The 21,002-nt window shown below is 41.6% G+C and carries 24 protein-coding genes; 2 read left to right on the forward strand and 22 right to left on the reverse strand.

Annotated features, from left to right (window positions below; translation table 11 throughout):
• Positions 1–3 precede the first annotated feature (3 nt).
• The 16 genes from flaG to degS all read right to left on the reverse strand — a co-directional run bounded on the left by flaG (position 4) and on the right by degS (position 12,023).
• A complete protein-coding gene (gene flaG / locus NST56_RS18875; protein ID WP_010332057.1) occupies positions 4–333 on the reverse strand; it encodes a flagellar protein FlaG in 330 nt (109 codons plus the stop codon).
• Positions 334–562: 229 nt separating this feature from the next.
• Entirely contained in the window at positions 563–1,390 is an 828-nt protein-coding gene (gene hag / locus NST56_RS18880; protein WP_095712916.1) for a flagellin Hag, read from the reverse strand.
• A gap of 144 nt (positions 1,391–1,534) precedes the next feature.
• The gene (csrA, locus tag NST56_RS18885; protein WP_095712915.1) at positions 1,535–1,759 is read right to left on the reverse strand and encodes a carbon storage regulator CsrA; all 225 of its coding nucleotides are present in this window, start codon (positions 1,757–1,759) and stop codon (positions 1,535–1,537) included.
• A complete protein-coding gene (fliW, locus tag NST56_RS18890; RefSeq protein ID WP_095712914.1) occupies positions 1,753–2,184 on the reverse strand; it encodes a flagellar assembly protein FliW in 432 nt (143 codons plus the stop codon). The genes csrA and fliW overlap by 7 nt, the downstream gene beginning before the upstream one ends.
• 20 nt (positions 2,185–2,204) lie before the next feature.
• Entirely contained in the window at positions 2,205–2,780 is a 576-nt protein-coding gene (locus tag NST56_RS18895; protein WP_326331983.1) for a DUF6470 family protein, read from the reverse strand.
• A 46-nt stretch (positions 2,781–2,826) separates the two neighbouring features.
• Positions 2,827–3,723 (reverse strand): flagellar hook-associated protein FlgL, encoded by an 897-nt coding sequence (gene flgL / locus NST56_RS18900; RefSeq protein WP_010332062.1) that lies wholly within the window; start codon positions 3,721–3,723, stop codon positions 2,827–2,829.
• Positions 3,724–3,732: 9 nt separating this feature from the next.
• Entirely contained in the window at positions 3,733–5,256 is a 1,524-nt protein-coding gene (flgK, locus tag NST56_RS18905) for a flagellar hook-associated protein FlgK (RefSeq protein WP_339178443.1), read from the reverse strand.
• An 18-nt stretch (positions 5,257–5,274) separates the two neighbouring features.
• Positions 5,275–5,757, reverse strand: a complete 483-nt coding sequence (gene flgN / locus NST56_RS18910; protein ID WP_339178446.1) for a flagellar protein FlgN — start codon at positions 5,755–5,757, stop codon at positions 5,275–5,277.
• Positions 5,758–5,771: 14 nt separating this feature from the next.
• Positions 5,772–6,038 (reverse strand): flagellar biosynthesis anti-sigma factor FlgM, encoded by a 267-nt coding sequence (flgM, locus tag NST56_RS18915; protein WP_010332065.1) that lies wholly within the window; start codon positions 6,036–6,038, stop codon positions 5,772–5,774.
• 80 nt (positions 6,039–6,118) lie between these two features.
• Positions 6,119–6,538, reverse strand: coding sequence for a TIGR03826 family flagellar region protein (locus NST56_RS18920; RefSeq protein ID WP_198098075.1), 420 nt, complete (start codon positions 6,536–6,538; stop codon positions 6,119–6,121).
• A 73-nt stretch (positions 6,539–6,611) separates the two neighbouring features.
• Positions 6,612–7,334 carry a double zinc ribbon domain-containing protein gene (locus NST56_RS18925; RefSeq protein WP_339178451.1) on the reverse strand — a complete coding sequence of 241 codons (723 nt, stop codon included), beginning with the start codon at positions 7,332–7,334 and terminating at the stop codon, positions 6,612–6,614.
• Positions 7,298–7,594, reverse strand: coding sequence for a late competence development ComFB family protein (locus NST56_RS18930; RefSeq protein ID WP_229149470.1), 297 nt, complete (start codon positions 7,592–7,594; stop codon positions 7,298–7,300). Before NST56_RS18930 ends, NST56_RS18925 begins: the two co-directional genes overlap by 37 nt.
• A 56-nt stretch (positions 7,595–7,650) precedes the next feature.
• Positions 7,651–9,045, reverse strand: coding sequence for an ATP-dependent helicase ComFA (comFA, locus tag NST56_RS18935; RefSeq protein ID WP_339178454.1), 1,395 nt, complete (start codon positions 9,043–9,045; stop codon positions 7,651–7,653).
• 106 nt (positions 9,046–9,151) lie between these two features.
• Positions 9,152–9,997, reverse strand: coding sequence for a DegV family protein (locus tag NST56_RS18940; RefSeq protein WP_286059607.1), 846 nt, complete (start codon positions 9,995–9,997; stop codon positions 9,152–9,154).
• A 96-nt stretch (positions 9,998–10,093) separates the two neighbouring features.
• Positions 10,094–10,783: a two-component system response regulator DegU gene (gene degU, locus NST56_RS18945; protein WP_003219701.1), complete on the reverse strand. Its 690-nt coding sequence runs from the start codon at positions 10,781–10,783 to the stop codon at positions 10,094–10,096.
• 82 nt (positions 10,784–10,865) lie between these two features.
• A complete protein-coding gene (gene degS, locus NST56_RS18950; protein WP_010332072.1) occupies positions 10,866–12,023 on the reverse strand; it encodes a two-component sensor histidine kinase DegS in 1,158 nt (385 codons plus the stop codon).
• 216 nt (positions 12,024–12,239) lie between these two features.
• On the opposite strand from degS, the gene NST56_RS18955 reads away from it, so the two are divergent.
• Together NST56_RS18955 and NST56_RS18960 are read left to right on the forward strand one after the other, a co-directional pair.
• Entirely contained in the window at positions 12,240–12,893 is a 654-nt protein-coding gene (locus NST56_RS18955) for a YigZ family protein (protein WP_010332073.1), read from the forward strand.
• Complete coding sequence (locus tag NST56_RS18960; RefSeq protein ID WP_339178461.1) at positions 12,893–14,059, forward strand: LCP family protein; 1,167 nt, start codon at positions 12,893–12,895, stop codon at positions 14,057–14,059. Before NST56_RS18955 ends, NST56_RS18960 begins: the two co-directional genes overlap by 1 nt.
• Before the next feature lie 75 nt (positions 14,060–14,134).
• Here NST56_RS18960 and NST56_RS18965 read toward each other — a convergent pair whose 3' ends face one another.
• From NST56_RS18965 to tuaD, 6 genes are all read right to left on the reverse strand, one after another.
• Complete coding sequence (locus NST56_RS18965; protein ID WP_010332075.1) at positions 14,135–15,211, reverse strand: MraY family glycosyltransferase; 1,077 nt, start codon at positions 15,209–15,211, stop codon at positions 14,135–14,137.
• A 140-nt stretch (positions 15,212–15,351) separates the two neighbouring features.
• Positions 15,352–16,542, reverse strand: a complete 1,191-nt coding sequence (locus NST56_RS18970) for a glycosyltransferase family 1 protein (protein ID WP_168749511.1) — start codon at positions 16,540–16,542, stop codon at positions 15,352–15,354.
• 28 nt (positions 16,543–16,570) lie between these two features.
• Complete coding sequence (locus NST56_RS18975; RefSeq protein WP_010332077.1) at positions 16,571–17,329, reverse strand: glycosyltransferase family 2 protein; 759 nt, start codon at positions 17,327–17,329, stop codon at positions 16,571–16,573.
• A gap of 23 nt (positions 17,330–17,352) precedes the next feature.
• Complete coding sequence (locus NST56_RS18980) at positions 17,353–18,033, reverse strand: Wzz/FepE/Etk N-terminal domain-containing protein (RefSeq protein WP_010332078.1); 681 nt, start codon at positions 18,031–18,033, stop codon at positions 17,353–17,355.
• Positions 18,034–18,062: 29 nt separating this feature from the next.
• The gene (locus NST56_RS18985) at positions 18,063–19,529 is read right to left on the reverse strand and encodes an O-antigen ligase family protein (protein WP_339178465.1); all 1,467 of its coding nucleotides are present in this window, start codon (positions 19,527–19,529) and stop codon (positions 18,063–18,065) included.
• A gap of 84 nt (positions 19,530–19,613) precedes the next feature.
• Positions 19,614–20,999 carry a UDP-glucose 6-dehydrogenase TuaD gene (gene tuaD / locus NST56_RS18990; RefSeq protein ID WP_168748872.1) on the reverse strand — a complete coding sequence of 462 codons (1,386 nt, stop codon included), beginning with the start codon at positions 20,997–20,999 and terminating at the stop codon, positions 19,614–19,616.
• Positions 21,000–21,002 lie beyond the last annotated feature (3 nt).

The raw sequence follows: 21,002 nt of genomic DNA on the forward strand, positions 1-21,002 counted from the left end.
AATCTACTTTTTTTCATCTACAAATAACCCAAGAAATTCAGTCATAGCCGCATAAAAATCAAGCCACCGTTTCGGCGGAATTTCGCGGATGACTTCATTTGTAGAGTCCTCTATTACTTTTACATAGTATTCATTTAACTTCTCATGGAGCTCAAACTTCAGGTGAACTTGCGACGGTTCCAAAAGGTTGTTCATCTCCCCTACCATTTCAGCAAGATTGGTATATGAAACTTGATGAACAGGAACCTCACTCTCATGATCTTTCTGGTTATGTATTTGAGTATCATAACGATCCCAAACGGGTTGTAACGTAGTGAGCCTTTCAATATTCAATTGATCATCCCCTATGTCCCAATCTATCGTTTATATCGACTAAGTCGAGATAAGATTACACATATTTATGGAAAAAAACTCATCTGTTTTAAAATTCTTGTTTGGAAATACATTTATAAGATAGTGGAGAATTCGATTATTATATCACGGGTTATAGACAGTAAGGGGAAAGATATGGAGTTAGGAATATAAAAAAAGACCCCGGCAAACGCCAAGGTCTTTTTCAAAATTAACGTAACAATTGAAGTACGTTTTGAGGCTGTTGGTTCGCTTGAGCAAGCATCGCTTGAGAAGCTTGAGAAAGAATGTTGTTCTTTGTGAACTCGCTCATCTCTTTAGCCATGTCAACGTCACGGATACGAGACTCAGCAGCTGTCAGGTTTTCACCAGAAGCGCCTAAGTTGTTGATTGTATGCTCAAGACGGTTTTGTACCGCACCAAGTTTAGCACGCTGAGTTGATACCTTATTGATTGCAGTATCAATACTTTGAAGTTGAGTATCAAAAGGAGTAGCAGCGAAATCTGTTACATCAAGAGTGTTTACTCCTAAAGCAGTTGCTGACATGCTGTCAATTTTAACATTAAGTTGTTGGCCAGCATTCGCACCAATTTGGAATGTGAAACCATCAGTAGCAGAAGATCCATCTAACAATTTTTTACCGTTAAATTCAGTACGGTTTGAAATACCGTCAATTTCAGAGATAAGTGCATCCATTTCATCTTTAATTGCACCAAGATCTTCTTCTTGTTGTGTGCCTGTGTTTCCTGCTTGAACAGTAAGTTCACGCATACGTTGAAGGATTGCATGAGTTTCAGTTAATGCACCCTCAGCTGTTTGGATAAGAGAGATTCCGTCTTGAGAGTTTTTAGAAGCCATTTCAAGACCTCTGATTTGCCCTCTCATTTTTTCAGAGATCGCAAGACCAGCTGCGTCATCTCCCGCACGGTTGATACGAAGACCTGAAGAAAGTTTCTCCATGTTCTTTTGTGCTGCCCCGTTGTTTGAACCTAAACGGTTCAGTGTGTTAAGTGCTGCGATATTGTGGTTAATTCTCATTGTTTTGTTCCTCCCTGAATGTGTATTTAGGCACGTCCTTGTGCCTCATTTTTTATAGCTAGCGGAGTCTCTTGCGCCTCCTCCTGGCTACATCATTAATATCGGATTGTCTCTGATTTTGTTAATACCAAAATAAAAAAATCCTCACTTTTTTTGTGAGGATAATGCGGAGATCACATCGCTGGATAACGCTGCCGCTCGATTATTTTCTTCCTGAATGGTCAAATATATTTCTTTCCTGTGAATATCAATATGCTTTGGGGCGTCAATTCCCAGCTTCACTTGGTCACCCTCAACCGCAATGACTTTCACTTCAATATCAGCACCTATTTGAATCGCTTCGTTTAATTTCCGCGATAAAACTAGCATGATTCTCCTCCAATCGGATGCTTTGTCGTATATGGGGAGTCGTGTAAAACGACTTGCTTAGCCAGCATGTTCTTGCGATTCACAATAATAGGAGCCAATAAATTAGCAGTAGTTTTTTCGAATGGCTCTTCCATGGTCAATAATGTCATGACTTCTACGTCTTCAATATTATCGATATCCAAAAGTTCAGCAGTTGATTCATCAAGGTCAAATTCATAATTCTTAAAAAAGATAAACGGACTTACAACGATGAACGCAAGATTCTCTGAAGTGACGGACTGCAGCGCCACGAATGGAGAGTCTTCTGAAAGCGGAAGAATGACGAACTGTTTTTCTTCAACAAAACCTGGAATCCCGTTTTCAAAAAGAATGATTTGTTCTTCTTTCACGTTCATTTGGCCATGGTACTTAGTATGAATGATCATTGTTCACGATCCTTTTCTTTTTACTTTTCTAGTGATTTTTCCGGGTATTCTACATCTATATTTAAATCAGGGTATTGGAGCATGTCAACCTTAACGTTTCCCGGCATATATTCAACAATCGGCTTATGCGGTTCAGCCTGAATAACAGGCTTTCGCGGCGTAATCTGAACATTAAGCTGTGACGGAGTATATTGTATTTTCACCCTTGAAAGAGAAGGAGCATAATGTTCGCCTAATTGAATTTGGTGCATCTCAGAGTTCCTCTTTGCTTGTGAAGCGATTGGGTTCCCCTTATTTTCAATTCTCATAAGCTCGTCGCCTTCTTCTGCGGTACGGGCTATCCCCTCCATTACATCCTCATGCCCTTGTTGGGCAGCTTCTTCGATTCTTTTGGATATATGCTTTCTGTCTAATTCTTCCCATGCTTGCGTCTGGTCAATCGTGAGTTTTCCCGGGGTCACCGATATTTCCATTTCCGCGCTTGGCTGTTCAATTTCCAAGTCGGCTTGCGGCTGCTCCATTTTTAAGCTGGCAGGCGTCGTTGTTAAACCAATTTTCCCTTGAACACTATGCATAATCAATCTGGGAATTTGCATCACTCTACCTCCTAAACTATAAAAAAAGCGAACTCCTGAGAGCCGCTTACTTTAAAAAGTCGATCAATGTAGGCTGAACAATTTGCGCATTTACAGCCAGAGTAGCCCTGTGCACGCTTTGCTGCGCAATAAATTCAGTTATTATTTCTTCCAGTTCTACATCTTCATTGTCTGACAACACTTTTGTAGCTGTTTCTTCTTGAGCTGAAAGTCTTGTATTAATCAGTTCAAGACGATTATATCTCGCTCCAATATCAGATCGTTCTGCACTCATACCGTCAGAAAATTGATCAATATCATCTAAAACGCTGTCCACATCGTCCAAAGAGCCTGAATTAAGTGCTGTCTCAAATGAATTAAGCATTTCAAACACATTTTGTCCGCTTCCAGAAGTACCGCCAAAGGCTGCCTTCGGATCTGAGTTCACCTTTAATGACATATTATCCGATATATTGACAATAACGTCAGCGGTATCAGAAATCGTATAAGTTCCGTCGCCGTTGTCTTTAACTGGGGGTGTATCTGAATTAGTGCCATTGAAGATATATCTGCCGTTCACTTGTGTATTAGCAATATTTAAAAGCTGCTCTTTTAATTGTTTTACTTCTACACCAATTGCTTGCAATTCTGCTTCACCATTTGTGTCATTCTGAGCTTGAACAGCTAACTCTCTGACCTTTGACATAATGTCAATTCCTTCAGTAATGTTTGTTTCTGTGTTTTCAAGCCAAGTAAAGGCTTGAGAAGCATTACTTTGGTATTGCTGAACTTGAGATAATTGCGTATTGTACTTTAAACTTTTCATAGCTACTACTGGATCATCGGAAGCTTTTGAGATTTTTTTTCCGGAAGAAATCTGTGATTGAAGTTTATCCAGCTTTGAGTAGCTTGAACCGATATATCTCAATGAGTTTTGCTGAATCATCCCTTGTGTTACTCTCATTTGATCTACCTACCTTCCTCCGACACCCATGCCATTGATCACTTTGTCGAGTATTTCGTCTTGTAACGTTACCATTCTTGCAGCAGCATTGTATGCGTGTTGGAATTGAATCATATTGGTCATTTCTTCATCTAAAGAAACAGCGCTCATCTGCTGACGGTTTATGTCTGCATCATTCAGCTGTGTTTCTGTATTAGATGCCAGCCGATTCGCCTCTTGAGCTTTGATCCCCAACTCGCCAATGAGACCAGCATAATAATCTAGCACACTCGTTTCTTTTCCGTTAATAGTGATGTCCCCAGTTAACACATTTGCTAAATTCGTTGCGTTTGAATTATCGTTTGCTGCTCCAGTAAGTGAGAAAGCGATATTCGCGCCTTTTGAATCTTTTATGCTGTCAGTGACTTTAATCTTACCTGCTGCGCCTTTTGCCGGCTCAGTTTCACCCCCGGTAAAATCAAAAAAGTCCCCGCCTTTTTCACCGCTCTCTGTCAGACCATTTCGGTGTACTTTATTGAAAGCTTTTGCAAATTCGAGCGCCATATGATCAAGATCAGAAAGCATCTCCGGATATATGCCCTTTTCTTTGCCGTCTGCCGTGACATATCCATAAGACTGTATAAATCCTAACAGTGATCCATTGCTGCTGAACGACTCAGCTTGAACAGCAGTGTCTCCAATTGAAATACTTGTCACTAAGCCCGTTTCATTATCATAGTTAGCTTTCAGCTCTGAAACCTCATAATTTTTTCCGTCCAGAACAGTTCCCAGCGACTGTTTATTTTTATCCAGGATTTCGATCGATACAGTTCCTTCCGAAGAAGCAAGCGCATTCCCGCCTGATTTGTTGTAGCTCACTTTGACATCAACAATTGAAGATAATTTATCAATCAGCAAATCACGTTGATCGTATAAACCATTCGGAAGCAGACCGACTGGTTCTACCTGTGCAATTTGCTTATTGAGACTGTTTAATTGAGATAGCAGTGAATTAACATCTAGTACACTAGTATCTAGTTCTGCTTTTAAATTCGATTGAACTTTTGTAAGGGACTCAGAAATATGATTAAACGTATCAGCAACAGCCTGTCCTTTTTGAGAGACAACAGAACGCGCACTGTCCTCATTTGCATTATTGGATAGTTCTTGCAGAGAATTCCAAAATGAATTTAGCACACTGTTTAATCCGCTGCCACCAGTCTCATTCATAATCCCTTCCATTTGGGACAGGGCTTTAGCCTTCGTGTCATAATATCCAGAACTGCTGTTTTGGAGACGGTATTGGTAGTCAAGAAAAATATCTCTTATTCTCTCAACTGACTTCCCTTGAACGCCTGTTCCCATTTGTCCCGCAGTTTTTTCTGCATTTTTTGATACAGCAGGGAAATAATCGGTTGCCTCTAATGACACCCGCTGTCTTGTGTAACCATCGGTGTTTGCATTTGCCACGTTATTTGCAGTAGTGCTTAACGCTGCCTGCTGAGCGCTTAACGCCCTCCTTGCAGTTTCAAGCCCCATAAAGGTAGATGTCATATTCTGAATTCCTTTCCGCTATGCTTTTGAATCGAACAGTTTCAGCCGGCTGCTCTTCGGAAACTCAGCTTTAATCTGTTTGCTGTAATTAAAGTTATTATCCTTAGGAACCAGCATATCGTACGAAATAGAGATGAATTGCAGTGCATCTCTTGTCAGCTGTCTATTCAGCTTATTCACTTCTTTTAGACGCCCGAGAACTTTAGTAAGAGATTCGAACAAAAGTTCAAGCTCTTCCTTTTCACTGCCTGACGTTTTGGCGATACAAGCAGAAATAGTGTTATTTTCGCTGTATCCAAGAAAAGCGGAAGCCGCTTTAATCCGGTCATCTTCTGTCTGTTCGATTGCTTGAATGTATTTTTGTTCTTTTGTCAAAATGTTAGAAAGCTCTTTTGTTTTGCCGGCTTTGAGCGCTTCCGTTTTTTCCTCAGACAGCGTGAGCAGATGCTCATGCAGAACGCAAAGTCGCTTCAATTGTTCAATAATTGGCTTTGCTGACATGGCTTTCTCCTTTTTTACTGCTTTTTATAAAAATTAATCATGTTTTTTGCTATATGATTTGCGTCTATTTTGTATGACCCGTTTTCAATTTGCGCTTTTAGCTGCGCGATTTTTTCTTGGCGTGAACCAGTGACTGCGTCGGATGCATTTTGCAGCTCTTTAGCCTGCGATGAAATTTCGATTTTATCTTTAGGCTGTGCAGCATTTTTTTGCACTGCTTGCTTTTCGTAATTTTTTTGGTATGGATTAACGGATTGTGTTCCAAATTGATTGATTTTCATAGGATTCCTCTCGCTTTCCGTTGCAGTCTTTAAACAATCTTAACCCTTTTATCGACTGCGTTTTCAGTTAGTTTAGGGAATCAGCTGTTTTTGGTATTATAGGCATAGTATGTGTCTTTTTTACTATTTTCTCGCTCTGTTTTCAATGCGGATTCTTGGTTCAGATGATCTATTTGTCCCTTTATATCAGACTGGCAAGCCTTGCAGAACTTGCCTTCCCTAATCGATGTCCCGCACCTTTCGCAAGGGTATGCCAAATTCGGCAGATGAGTGATTTGAATTCGTTTTTGCCTGATGAATTTTAAAATCAGCTCTTCCTCCACACCAGTTTCCTCAGTTATACGGCTAAGCGTTGATTGCCTGTTTTCCTGTTTCCTTAAAAATTTATATACAGTCTCAAATGATTTTTCTTCTTCCTTAATACACGCCTGACACACGGTTTGCAGCTTTGTTTTTAAAAATAGAGCATTGCATTTCGGACAATTCGCCAGTTCACCCATTATTTTTACTCCTTATTCATTAATATGCCTGCAGTAATTTCTAGACATTATATCGGCACAAAAATTGAATCATTTAGCTTCTCACTAAGGTAAAAGATGACACTGAACCAGCTTTGCCTTGCTCCAATAAACAGCGGGCAGCATAGTGTAAAGTGGCGCCTGTGGTATAAAGATCGTCGATTAAAACGATATCCATACCCTCAACCGAGCTGTTTTTTGTTTCAAAAACATGCTCTGAAAGCAGGCGTTCCGTTTTCTTTTTCTTAGACTGCTTTTCATTGTTCAGGCGGATGAGAGGATTGAGGATGGGCCGGTTTAAGCATTCAGCAAGCATTTGTGACTGGTTAAAGCCGCGTTCTGCTTTCCGTTCTTCACTTAACGGAATGGGAACGAGCACAAGGCGTTTATCTGGATAGACAGCAGAGAATTCAGAGGAAAAGTCATTTTTAAAAGCGCTTATTATCTCTGCATCTCCCCTAAATTTCATACGGGCAAGCGTTTCTTTCATCATGTCATTATATAAGTAAACAGAACGGTTCTGGCTGAGCCTTAAGCCGTCATCTATTCTTGATTTCCATGCCTCACAATCCTCACACACTTCATGAACGGTTTGAGGTCTTCCGCAAAGCGGACAGATGGCCCCTTTGATGATCTGTAATTTATTTCTGCAGGACTGGCAGACCCTATCGTCAGGTTGTAATAAAAATAGTGAGCACCATGAAACAGCTTGAGAAAATTGTGAATCGCACAATAGACAGATCAGTTTTTTATAGCCTCCTCCTGTCTCATTTCGCATTGATCACTCGGATTCTCCGATACCACAGCAGCTGCTTCAGCCAATATCACAAGCATCGCCGTGTTTTTTTGTTTATCTACCAGCTCAGCTTTCGTATATGCAATCTTTTTTACATCAGTGACGTAAGCTGGTCTTACTTGGTTTAAAGAAAGTGCCAGTACATCATTTTTGCATACTTGGCAAGTGCAGGTCATATGAAGCTGGTCCATATATCGGTCAAAAAGTTCTTGCATCATAATCTCTTTTGAATTGACAAGCATTTTTACAGCTCCTCATTAGTTATATGAGTATACTGTATCATGTTTTTAAATATTAACTAGTCTATCAACTTATTTTTCAAAGCCAATTCATTCATTATTTTGATATGTTTTCTTGCCTCTATCATACTCTTTGTTTTTCCGAAGTGAAAATAAATGACATCACCGTCTGCATGTTCTTTATGCCGGCCTGTCCTTCCCGCGATTTGCACAAGCGCGCTTTCCGTAAAGATGGGCGATTCTGCCCCTAAGATGCCTGTTTGGACCATAGGAACTGTGACACCTCTTTCTAATATTGTTGTTGTGATTAACAGATCAAACTGACCGTCTCGAAATTGCTGCACTTTTTCTTTTCTGAGCTTGTCTTCCGCATGTACAGACGCTGTTCGATAATTCATATTTTTAAAACAAGAAGCAGCCTTTTCCAGTATAGAAATGGAAGGAACAAATAAAAAAACGGGCCTTCCTTCTTTTACATGCTGCTCTATCCATCTTTTTACCGCATTTGGGATCTTATTTCGGATTAATTTCTTTTTCCAGTTTCCGCACCATTGAAAGCGCGGTTCAGGCAACGGTTTCCGATGGTATCTGGCCGGTATGCGAACGGACTTCAACTCACCTTTATACGTTTTTCTTTTTAATTCTTTAGGAGGTGTGGCACTTAGATAAACAAGAGTGCTGTTTTTCTTTCTCGCTTTTTGGACAGCGAATTGAAGGGTTTGATCAGCGGAATATGGAAAAGCATCCACTTCATCAACGATCATGACGTCGAATGCGTCTTTATAACGCAAAAGCTGATGGGTTGTGGAAATTATAAGCGGAGATAAACGCCCTTTGTCATCACTTCCTCCGTATAAAGCTGAAATATCAGCACCTCGAAATGCAGCCTTCAGCCTCGGAGCAAGCTCTAATACAACATCGGTGCGCGGGGTCGCAATACAAACACGCTGTTTTAGATTTAATGCCAATTCTATACCCGGGAATAATAATTCAGTTTTACCTGCGCCGCAAACAGCCCAAATAAGGAGCTCTTCTTGCTTCGAAATTGCTTCAATTAAGACGTCAGCGGCCTTTTGCTGTCCGCTTGAAAGCTTTCCATCCCAAGTCAGTTTTATAGGCTTCCAGTTTGCCTCCGCCTCCTTACTCCAAGAATATAAAGAAATATCCTCACTCACCCTGCCCATCATGACACAAGAGCGGCAGTAAACCTTATCTTTTCCAAATGAATGATACGATGAAAAATACTGTTGATCATTTTGACCGCATCTATTGCATCTATATCCCCGTTTATTTTTTGATAATGACTCCTCGGCAGATATATAACCATGCTCGGTATGCCAATCAATGATCTCGTCAGAAAATGAGATTTCTGTTCTAAGCAGATGACGGCTCTGGAACTGCTGCTGCAGTTCTTTAGAGAATAGACTGTTCGATTCTGATGTCTTAGTCTGCATAGTACGGCCTCCTTGCAAGACATTATGCCCGAATGAAAATATGCTGTCTAACAGCTAAAAAAAGAATTTAAAAAAATCCCCGCTACTAAAACGGAGATTTCATCATTTATTTAAAACACCAGCAGATTCCTATTGCACCTTCACCGAGATGAGTGCCTATAACAGCACCAAAGTAGCTTTTGTGAAATTCAACATGCGGATATTTTGCAGAGAGCTCTTCAATAATTTTCGATGCTTCTTCTTCTCGATTAGCATGAATAACGGCAGCTTGCATCGGCATACCCTTACTCGCGTCTTCATTTAAAAGCTCGTAAATCCGTGAAATTGCTTTTTTGCGTGTACGGATCTTCTCAAAAGGCACAATTACCTTATTGTCAAAATGCAGAATAGGCTTTACCTTTAAAAGACTCCCAATAAAGGCTTGAGCACTGCTTAATCGTCCGCCTCGCTGAAGATGAGTTAAATCATCCACCATAAAATATGCACGAACGGTTTTTTTCATTTCCTCCAGTTCTTTTATAATATCTTCCGGAGATGACGCTCCATTTCTGATTAAGTCGGCTGCTTTCAGAGCATAAAAACCTTGAGCCAGACAGCTGATCTCTGAGTCAAACGGGTATACTTCAATATTATCGACCATTGTATTCGCTGCAGCTGCACTGCTGAACGTTCCGCTAATTCCGCTAGAAAGATGAATACTGATCACCGCATCATATGACTTGCCGAGCTCTTCATACAAAGCAACCAGCTCGCCGATCGCAGGCTGAGAAGTGGACGGAAGCTCTGTATGTTTTTTCACTTCTTGATAAAAGCTTTCCCAGTCCATTTCTGTTTCTTCATGATACGTTTCGTCTCCAAAAACAACCTGGAGAGGAATCATGTGTATATGATTTTGTTCACGCATTTCTTTTGGAATATATGCCGTGCTGTCTGTTACTACTGCAATATTCATAGCTTCGTTACCTGCCTTATCACTTTATGACTCTATTGTAAGGGAAACAGAAGCCTAAAAAAAGACCTGCCTCAAAAAGGCAAGTCCAGTTTCATGCTATCTCATTTCTACCCAACCATTTTTAATGGCGACCACCACGGCCTGCGTCCGGTCGTTTACATTCATTTTTTGTAAGATATTGCTGACATGGTTTTTAACAGTTTTTTCACTGATAAACAATGATTCACCGATTCCGCGGTTGCTTTTTCCGTCTGCAAGCATTTGCAGCACTTCACATTCCCGCCTTGTTAAAATATGTAATGGTCTGCGAATCTCTGGATAGACCTCATGCTGAGGATGAGCAGAAACTCCGCTTGTTGCAAGACGGCGGAATTCGTTTACGAGGTTGTGAGTAACCTTCGGGTGAAGGTAAGAACCGCCCTCGGCAACTACTTTAACCGCTTCAATCAGTGTATCAGCATCCATCTCTTTCAGCAGATAACCCCTTGCACCTGTTTTCAGGGCATGTGTTACATAATTCTCGTCATCGTGAATCGATAGAATAATTACTTTAGATTCAGGATACAGCTCTACAAGCTGCTTTGTAGCTTCCACGCCATTTACGTTCGGCATATTGATATCCATGATCACGACATCAGGATGATAGTGCTCAACGATACGAGCCGCTTCATCTCCGTCGTCTCCTTCCGCTACCACTTCAAAGGTAGGTTCGAAATCCAATATCCGCTTCACACCTTCACGAAATAACTGATGGTCGTCGATAATAACAATGTTTACTTTAGTCACAAGCCACGCCTCCTTGTATTATTGTTCTATATACTCTGGTATTCGGTCAATATGCCTTTTGGCTCTATTTTACAAATCATAGTCAAAGAGATAACGGAACCTTAATCATGATAAATGTCCCAAGACCTATTTTTGAATCTATCGTTATGGTTCCTTCCAATAAATCTACTCTTTCTTTCATCCCAAGCAAGCCGAATGATTTGTTTTTCTTCTCTTTCGCTTCCTTCAGGTCAAATCCTTTGCCGTTATCTTTTATCATTAAAATCACAAAATCCTTTGTAATCTCAACTTTGACTGTAATTTCTTCAGATCCAGAATGCTTTAACGCATTGGACACAGCTTCCTGTGCGAGTCTGAAGAGCGCAACTTCAAACTGAGGCGCGAGTCGTTTTTCCTCCGTATCGCCGATGCACTGAAAGTGTATTTTCACCTTACCGTTATATTCTTCGGTTGTATATAGATATTTCCGCAAAGTTGGAATCAGGCCTAGGTCATCAAGGGCCATCGGTCTTAAATCATATATAATCCGTCTCACTTCGTAAAGGGCATTCCGCACATTTTGGCGGAGATTTTTGATTTCCTGGAATCCGTCCTCAGCGCCTCGGTCTCGGAATATCCGTTCAATTAATTCCGATCTCATCATAACATTTGCCAGCATTTGTGCAGGACCATCATGAATTTCTCTTGAGACTCTTTTTCTCTCTTCTTCCTGCGCTTCAATAATTCTCAGGCCAAAATCCTGTTTTGCCTGCGCATCGGCAAGAAGCAGCCCAACCTCACGAAGATCCTGATTCAGATAGTTCAGCACGACCGTGATCTGGCTCACTAGTGATTCTGAGCGTTCAATGATTTCCTGAAGGCCTAACAGTCTGCGTTCCAAATCATCCCGGCGTTCGCGCAATTGCTTTTCACGCTGCTGGATCATCGTCAGTTCTACTTGCAGCTTATGGGCTTTTTCATAAGCATTGCGGATTTCTTCTTCACTGAATCTATGAAAATTGCGGCTGACCTCGGATAAACGGTTTCGTGCATGGCGGGTTTGCACTTCAAGTTTATCACCAAGCTCGATGACTTCATAAACCTGCTGTTTAATTTGTTTCAGTTCTTCGACCAGCTGTTCATACTGCTGGCGCGACTGCTCCCCGATTTGAAAAACCTCATCCTTGCTCCCGTCAACGGTTTTCAGCATCTTCATCAAAATAGAATCCAGAACTTTGGAATCCATCTTTATTTTATTCATAATTTCCCTCCGTCACGGTGTTGTCATATATTTTTATTATAAATGTAATTGATCTGCAAATTGTGTCGAATTATAATGAAAGAATGCGTATATTCTAGAAAAAAACAATTTTATGTACCTTCTTACTCTTTATGATAACAAAATACGCACAAAAATTCTAAAGACTGTACGAATTTGTATAGGCAGTCTTTTATGCTTAGCGGGGGGTCAGCTAGCATGCTGCACAGCTATTTCACTGTGAAAGAAGCAGGAGAACACGAGATTGTTATAGAAAAATCGCGTTTTATCTGTCATTTAAGCCGTGTTTCTTCCGAACAAGAAGCACAGGAATTTATACAGAAAATAAAGAAACAGCACTGGAATGCAACTCATAATTGCTCAGCTTACGTTATTGGCGAAAACGATCATATCCAAAAAGCCAATGATGACGGAGAACCGAGTGGCACAGCAGGAGTCCCTATGCTCGAGGTGTTAAAAAAACGCAGACTTAAGGATACTTGTGCAGTCGTCACGCGTTACTTCGGCGGCATAAAGCTGGGAGCAGGCGGTTTAATCCGCGCTTATGGGAAGTCAGTGTCTGAAGGATTAAACCATATAGGTGTCGTAGAACGGAAGCTTATGAGGGTTATGCATACTTCCGCAGATTATACTTGGCTTGGCAAGATTGAAAATGAATTAAGGGAATCGCCTTTTCTATTAAAAGAAATCCATTATGCAGAAAACGTAGAATTCGAAGCATATGTAGAAGAAAAAGAAACACAATCGTTTTCTGAGTGGATGACAGAGTTAACAAATGGAAAAAGTGATATTACAGAGGGAGAGTTGACGTACCTTGAAAAAGCCGTCAATCACATAAAGGAGACTGAATAATGACTGAACGCGTTAGAGTGCGTGTGCGCAAAAAGAAAAAGAGCAAACGCAGAAAAATTTTAAAAAGGATTATGTTGTTGTTCGTCCTTGCATTATTGGTAGTTGTAGGGCTCGGAGGATATAAACTATATAAAACCATTAACGCTGCGGATGATTCATACGATGCACTTTCCCGCGGAGATAAATCAAATCTACGCAATGAAGTTGTAGATATGAAGAAAAAACCATTTTCTATTTTATTTATGGGAATTGAAGATTACGCGACAAAAGGGCAAAAAGGGAGATCGGACTCTCTTATTGTAGTTACCCTTGACCCGAAAAATAAAACCATGAAAATGCTTAGCATTCCGCGCGATACACGAGTGCAATTAGCTAATGACACAACCGGCATCAAAACAAAGATCAATTCCGCTTACAGCAAAGGCGGAAAAGATGAGACTGTTGAAACTGTTGAACAATTCTTGCAAATACCAATCGATAAATATGTAACAGTCGATTTTGACGGATTTAAAGATGTTATTAATGAGGTTGGCGGTATTGATGTAGATGTACCTTTCGACTTTGATGAGAAAAGTGATGTGGACGAAAGCAAACGGATTTATTTCAAAAAAGGCGAGATGCATTTAAATGGTGAAGAAGCCTTGGCGTATGCCCGCATGAGAAAACAGGATAAACGCGGCGACTTCGGCCGTAACGACAGACAGAAACAAATTTTAAACGCGTTAATCGATCGGATGTCCAGCGCAAGCAATATTGCAAAAATTGATAAAATCGCAGAGACAGCCAGTGAAAACGTTGAAACCAATATTCGCATTACTGAAGGTTTAGCCCTACAGCAGATTTACAGCGGCTTTACCAGCAAGAAAATCGATACACTGTCAATTACTGGTTCTGATTTGTATTTAGGGCCTAATAAAACATATTATTTTGAACCGGATGCTGCGAATCTGGAAAACGTCAGAAAAACCCTTCAAGAGCATTTAGATTATGATCCTGATACGAGCAGTTCAAGCATTGGCAGCTCCAGTACCGATAGCTCAACATCTGACAGCTCTGACAGTTCTAGCACGGCAACAGACGGCAATACGAGCGGAAGCGGCTACACAAATGACAGCAGCACAAGCTCAAATGGCACAACAAATTCAACAACTGATTCATCATATTAAATTTAAAAAAGCCCGTCCTTTAACGGACCGGGCTTTTTTGCGCAGAAAAAACTCCGGCTCATAGAACCGGAGTTTTTAATTTCTTTTCACAAGACGTTTATAGAATTTTGTAAATGGCTTAAAACGTTCATTCACGAGTCCCGTAACTTCTGCTATTATTTGCATAAATATAATTAAGATAAAGATAATAAACAGGGAAAGCCAAATTGTAGCGCTTTTCAGCACAATTGCACTGATGCTGAAAATAAATCCAATCAGGTAAATGACAATGACCGACATCCGATGTGAAAGGCCAAAGGCCATCAGCCTGTGGTGGATATGTGATTTATCGGGCGCCGAAATCGGCTGTTTGTTTAGTATCCGTCTTATGATTGCAAATGTTGTGTCAAAAATCGGCACGCCTAATATAATAATCGGAATGACAATACTGAACAATGTTACGCTTTTATACAGCCCTAACAATGAGAGAATAGAAATCACATACCCTAGAAACAATGATCCCGTATCCCCCATAAAGATTTTTGCCGGATGAAAATTGTAGAACAAAAATCCGAGCGTACTTGCGATAACCACCAATGAAAGTGACAGAATGAGTACTTTTCCGCCGGATAGCGCCATAACTGCGATCGTGGACAGGCCAATAACAGAAAGGCCTGCTGCAAGGCCGTCTAATCCGTCAATCAGGTTCATCGCGTTTGTGATGCCGACAATCCATAATACAGTCAGCGGATATGCCATCCAGCCCAATTCAAACCGTTCAGCTAAAAAAGGTACTGAGAAAAAGTCCATTTTTAAACCCGTGCTAACAATCATAATAGCCACGGCTAATTGAATAATAAATTTAACTTTTGCGCTTAATTGATATTTATCGTCTAAGATTCCCAACACAATAATGATAAATGCCCCAACTGTGATAGCCGTCATTCTTGTTTCTGTGTATATACCGGATACAAGCACGCCTGTAACCACCCCGATAAATATGGCCAGCCCGCCCATTCGGGGCATGATTTTATCATGTACTTTTCGATTGCCGGGCTGATCAACTGCACCTATTTTAATCGCAATCCTTTTTACGATTGGGGTTATGATTAAAACCGTTAGCAGCGAGACAATAAACGCAACAACAATGCGAATCATGCGTTCGTCAAGCATAAAGAAGTCTCCTTTGGAATTATATGAAGTCTTTATTTTAGAGAACCGTTCCTTCCATTATACCTTCTCCTTAGTTATTATAACAAGCTTCATCAAAAAGAAACACGTATAATCAAAAAACGCGCATCCCAATTAAAGGACTACGCATGTTTTTGAATCCCTGTATATTTCATGATTTGTTTAAATAAAACATTCCAATCTTGGGTGCGGGCAATGTTTCGCCGCATCTCTTTGTATGCCTCATCTCCGCTTTTTTCAAGCACTTTCTCGCACGCAGCTATAAAATCATTATGGTCATTGCCTTCCATATATTCGTAAATATACGGCTTTTGCATTTTAGAAGTTGACGGAAGGTTAGAGCCGACGACCGGCTTTCCCGCTGCCAAAAATTCAAATAACTTAAGAGGGAAAACCGCCTGGTTATAGGATGACTTTTTATACGGCATAATCCCGATATCAATCAATTCCATAAAATGCGGAACTTCTTTCGGGTCTGCCGGCCCCGTCCATATCACATTAGAAAGCTTCAGAAGCTCTAGAAACGCTGTATCACCATTGGTGGCGTCCGGGCCGACCCATAAAAAGGTCCAATCAGGTTTTCTCAGAGCCGCTTCTTCAATCAATTTAAAATCCAGCTTTGGTTTAATTCCGCCGATAAACCCCAGTACGGCCCCTTCTCTTCCCTGCAAGATGCTTCGGTCAGGTGCCGCTTTATGTTCTGAAAACAGGTCATATTCAACACCGTTTTCAACGGTATGAACCTTTTCTCGTCCCGCTGTCAGTTTTTTATCAACTTCATTGCGCAGAAATTCCGATGAACAAGTAATGGAATCAGCACGCTCAATAATTCGCAGCTCCGCGGTTTTGATGACTTTCCGCCTGAACTCGGACAGCATATTTGAACGTCCGCTGATCGGCGCCGCCCACAAGTCACTGCAATCATAAATCACCTGATCCCAAGGATATAGTGAAGACAGCAGCGGAAATCCGGGAAACGTGTACCATAAGCAGCAGCGTTCACCTCTGGCTGAAGCGGATTTCAGCTCTTCTAATAAAGGTGAGAGCTTATGCTTATAAAACACATCGGTATATCGTCCGAAGCGAAACATTTTCTTTTGCAACAAGTCCTTTACGGCGTATTGACGGATGCCGGATTGCACTTGCTGAAATTCGATCCTTTGGGTACGCGGCGCCGGACAGACCCAGATGACTTCCTTTGTTTCTTCCTGAGCAGCTAAAAATTCAGCCAATCGGTGCCGTCTGTACCTCAATTGATCTTTTCCCCATTCAGCAGTAGCCACGATGACGTGAATCATTGCTTTTGTTTCCACCTTCATCACCTTTTCTCTCTGTTTGCGGTTACAGCCTTTTTTTTACCGCGTTTTTTGCATATTGAACAAAACACCATGTCGCTTTCATTAAATGGAGCCGTTCGATCTCCCTGTAAACAAACCATGTTTTTTTGGCAGCCTTCCATTTGTTGCTTGAAATCGAATTATTGACAAGCCGGTATTCAGCTAAACACTCATTCATTCCATAAGCTGTAAAACCCTTTTTTAAAAGAGCCAGCCATGTTGCCAAGTCTTGCCTCGTTCTAATATTCGGCATTTGAATCTGTCCCGTCTGTTCCCTGTCAATCATCACCGTTAGACAGCCAATAATGGTATTTTTAAGAGCGTCATCATATGTTAGGCTTTCGGGTGCATGAATGAATTTATCCATCGGCACCCCGTCCTGTGACATTAAGCTGTAGCCTGTGAAGGTAAACGCACAGGACCGCTCCATCATAAAATCAAGCTGCTTTTTCAGTTTGTCTTTTTTCCATTTGTCATCACTGTCCAAAAATGCCACGTAGCGCCCTTGGGCATGTTCCAGCGCTTTATTTCTTGCTATCGCGGCTCCGCTATTTTCTTCCAGATATATCACATGAATTCTTTCATCTATCTTCTCATACTGCATTAAAATGTCGCGTGTGCCGTCCGTTGAGCAATCATCCACGATAATCATTTCCCAATGAGGGTGGCTCTGATCTAACACTGATTGAATCGTGTCTTCAATATAGTCACGCGCATTATAAGAAGGTGTAATGACAGATACGAGAGGTTTCCAGTTGGTCATGATCACATCTCCATCGTATGATTTTAAAAGGACTCTCTGAAAAATTCAGGAATGACAACGAACATAAAGGCAATCGTTATGCCGATCAGAACACCCAGAACCGCTTTCTTTTTCGGGGACATTCCTCCGCCTGATGCCTCACTTACGGTTTCAGAATCAACGGCACTTGCCGCTTTCAGATTAAGCTGTGTGTTTTTCAGCTCATATAAAAATCTTTCTTTATCCACTTTGGAATCCTCGCTCACCGTTTCACCTTCCAGCGCGTCAATGCTGCGGCGAATGACGGCTTCTCTTTCTTCAAACAGCTTTTGGTCGTTTTTGAGAAAGGTGGAGGAAATAGCGTTCAAAACTGATTCGGTTCTTTCCTGATCCTGATCGGCATAGCTCAAAGACAGTAATGACTTAGACTCTGATTTCACGGTGAGCTTCTCTTTGATCTCCGCAAGATCTTCATCTTTTTCGTCAGGAAGCGCCTCCTTCAAAAAAGCATCACTTCTCAGCAGGAGCGGAATCTCTTCTGTACTGTTATAAATCGGATGATCATAGCTCCCCACAGCTAAAGTAACCTCAGCTGTGTAACTCTTTTTATCCGCAATTTGAGAGGGCAGTATATATCCCGCCGCACCTAAAATAAGCGGCACTAATATAATCCAGATGATATTTTTCTTTATGCGCCGGGCTAATCTTATCACTATATCCTTCATATAAGTCTCCCTGCTTTTTTGTAGTCTGTTTACCGGTATATGGGCTCAAGCTGCTGTCTGGATCTCCTTAAGACGTTCACAGCGGCGATGACGAGCGCCAGAAATACCCAATGGAAAAATAAATTTGAGACAGAGCTTGGGCTGATGCTGGATACCAGAAAACTGACCATAGCCGTGATGAGCCCTTCTGTGATCAGTTTTGACTGATTTTCCATTTTTCTTTCATAAAACTTGTAAAGCACCCACATGAGGTATAAATAAATGGCCAGATAGCCGAGCATGATAAGCAAGCCGAAGTTTGCCAGAATCTCTACAAGCCAATTGTGCACCTCTGTCACATTGTCAGTATCATATAAAGCATGATGCTCTAGATAATAAGACACATTTCCTGCGCCCACTCCGAATCCGTATGAGTCAAGGAAGAAGTGCCATGCGTTTTTTAATAGATTGGCCCTGGCCACGTTGGACGGAAGTGTTTCTTGGAATGAATGAGACGTCTGAGGAGCCAGAAACAGCTTCCAAAACACTGCGAAAATCCGGCTGGCAAAAAGAGCCGCAAAGACCGCAATTCCAGCTGCCGACAGCCAAAGGGCGATTTTTTTCAGAACAGGCGGCAAGACAATAAAAATGTAGACGGCTATTCCCGCAAAAACGCCCAGCAGACTGGCTCTAGAACCCGTCGCAAAAATTAAATACAATGCACCGAACGAGAGCAAAAGGCCAATTCCCTTTAAGTATCCGTTCGTTATGTTTTTCACCATTGCAATGTAAAAAAAGAAACTGATAGACAAAAATGTCGCAAAATCATTTTGATTAAAAAAGACTGAGGTCGGATAATGCTGCTTATATTCCGGTCCACTGTACAAAGTCGAACTCGGGAGATGATGATGCGTGATATGATTGTAAAAACCGATGATCATCAGAAATACCGTCATCACCAGCCAGATGGAATAAATAATCATCAGGCGTTCCATTTTTTGCACATACATCACAATGAGATAAATAAAGAATATCCCCATCGCCAGCAGTGCTAAATATTTCAGACCGTCTGTAACTGATTTGGCCCATAGCAAGGAAACAAGGCCATATAAAAACCAAAAGGCGAAAAAGAGCAAAATTCCTTTTACTTGCAGCCCATTCCACCTTTCAATATGTGTTCGGCTCCGCAGTACCCCGACAAGATGGAGGCAGCCTGCTGTAATGAGTAAGAGCCGATAAAGAAACAAACTAAAGAATCCAAGATGAATCGCGAAAAAAGCATTATTTAAAAAAGTGCAGGCAATCAAAATATAGATGACGGCCATAAAAAGCTGTTCTTGTGTTGTAAATGATGCTGCAAGCGTCAGTGCAAACAGGCCGATTGCCAATACAGCGAGAACGGCAGCCATCTGCATAAGACCTGTATCTGTGCGGATGGCTCCCAGCAATAGGACGATCCCCAATATGACAGCGGCCAGTAACGCAAGCGTATGAACCGCTGAACGTTTAATACTCACATGCTTAACCCCTTTCCTGATGTTTCAGGAGCCGGCGGCCGAGCCTAAGCAGCCGGCACTTCAAACAAGTAACCCTTTTTCTTTTTATAAATTGACGCTTCCCAAATCCTTAGCCAATTCTTCCATTGGCAAAGCCGGAAAGTAGCGGTCGGAAGGTTCTGTTCCCCGAACCGCAGGCCGGCCGATGGAGTGATAAATGTATCCCGCAGCCTGCATTTCTTCGAGTGAAAATATATTTCTGCCATCGATGATGATTGGCTGTTTTAAAAGCATTTTCGCTTTTACAAGCTCCATTTCTTTTACTTCCGGCCAATCGGTCAAAATAAGGCACGCGTCGGTTCCCTCCATCGCAGCATACACATCTGTATAATACTCGGTCTGATCGCCAAGGACTGCTGATGCCTCCGGAATGGCAATCGGATCATATGCTTTCACCTGTGCGCCCAGCTGCTGCAGCATGGGAATGATATCGAGAGCTGGAGCGGACCTCACATCGTTTGTATTCGGTTTGAAGGCCAATCCAAGCACGGAAATGGTTCTCCCTTTTATGCTTCCCATCACAGTTAAGAGCTTATCTACAATGTGAACACGCTGCTTTTCATTCGTCTCAATGACGGCTTCTATGAGCTTGAATGGATATCCGGCCGTTTTGGCAATTTGAAGCAGTGCGGTTGTATCCTTAGGAAAGCAGGAGCCACCAAACCCAATACCCGCTTTCAAGAACTTTCTGCCGATCCGGCTGTCGAGCCCGACGCCGTCAGCAACTTTTGAAACGTCCGCGCCGACTCGCTCGCAAATGTTCGCGATATCGTTAATAAACGAAATCTTTGTTGCCAAAAATGCATTTGCAGCATATTTAATCATCTCTGCACTTTCTAAATTCGTTTTAATAACAGGGGCATGAAAAGGCTGATGCAGTTCCTCTATGATGGAAGCGGCTTTATGACTGGTTGACCCGATGACGGCACGCTCCATATTCATCGTGTCATGTATCGCTGAGCCCTCCCGAAGAAATTCAGGGTTGGATACAACATCAAAGGAGCATCTTCCCTTCGAAGCTTTTTGTACGATAGATTGAACCAGTTTCCCGGTACCGACTGGGACTGTGCTTTTATTGACAATGATTTTGTAGCCGTTGAGATGTTCACCGATCGTTTTCGCAGCCGCTTTGACGTATGTTAAATCAGCTTCGCCTGTTTTAGACATCGGGGTTCCGACTGCAATATAAATAATGTCTGAAGTCCGAATGGCAGACGGAATATCGTTAGTAAAAGACAGACGCTGTTCTAACACATTTTTTTCAACTAAATCTGCAAGCCCTGGTTCATAGATTGGGATTACTCCGTTTTTCAGACTTCTGATTTTTGATTCGTTGATATCACAGCAAATCACTTTATTTCCGATTTCCGCAAAGCAGGTGCCAGATACGAGTCCTACATATCCTGTTCCAATGACAGCAATTTTTTTCACAGC

This window comes from Bacillus sp. FSL R5-0560 (assembly GCF_037966305.1).
Taxonomy (GTDB): domain Bacteria; phylum Bacillota; class Bacilli; order Bacillales; family Bacillaceae; genus Bacillus; species Bacillus mojavensis.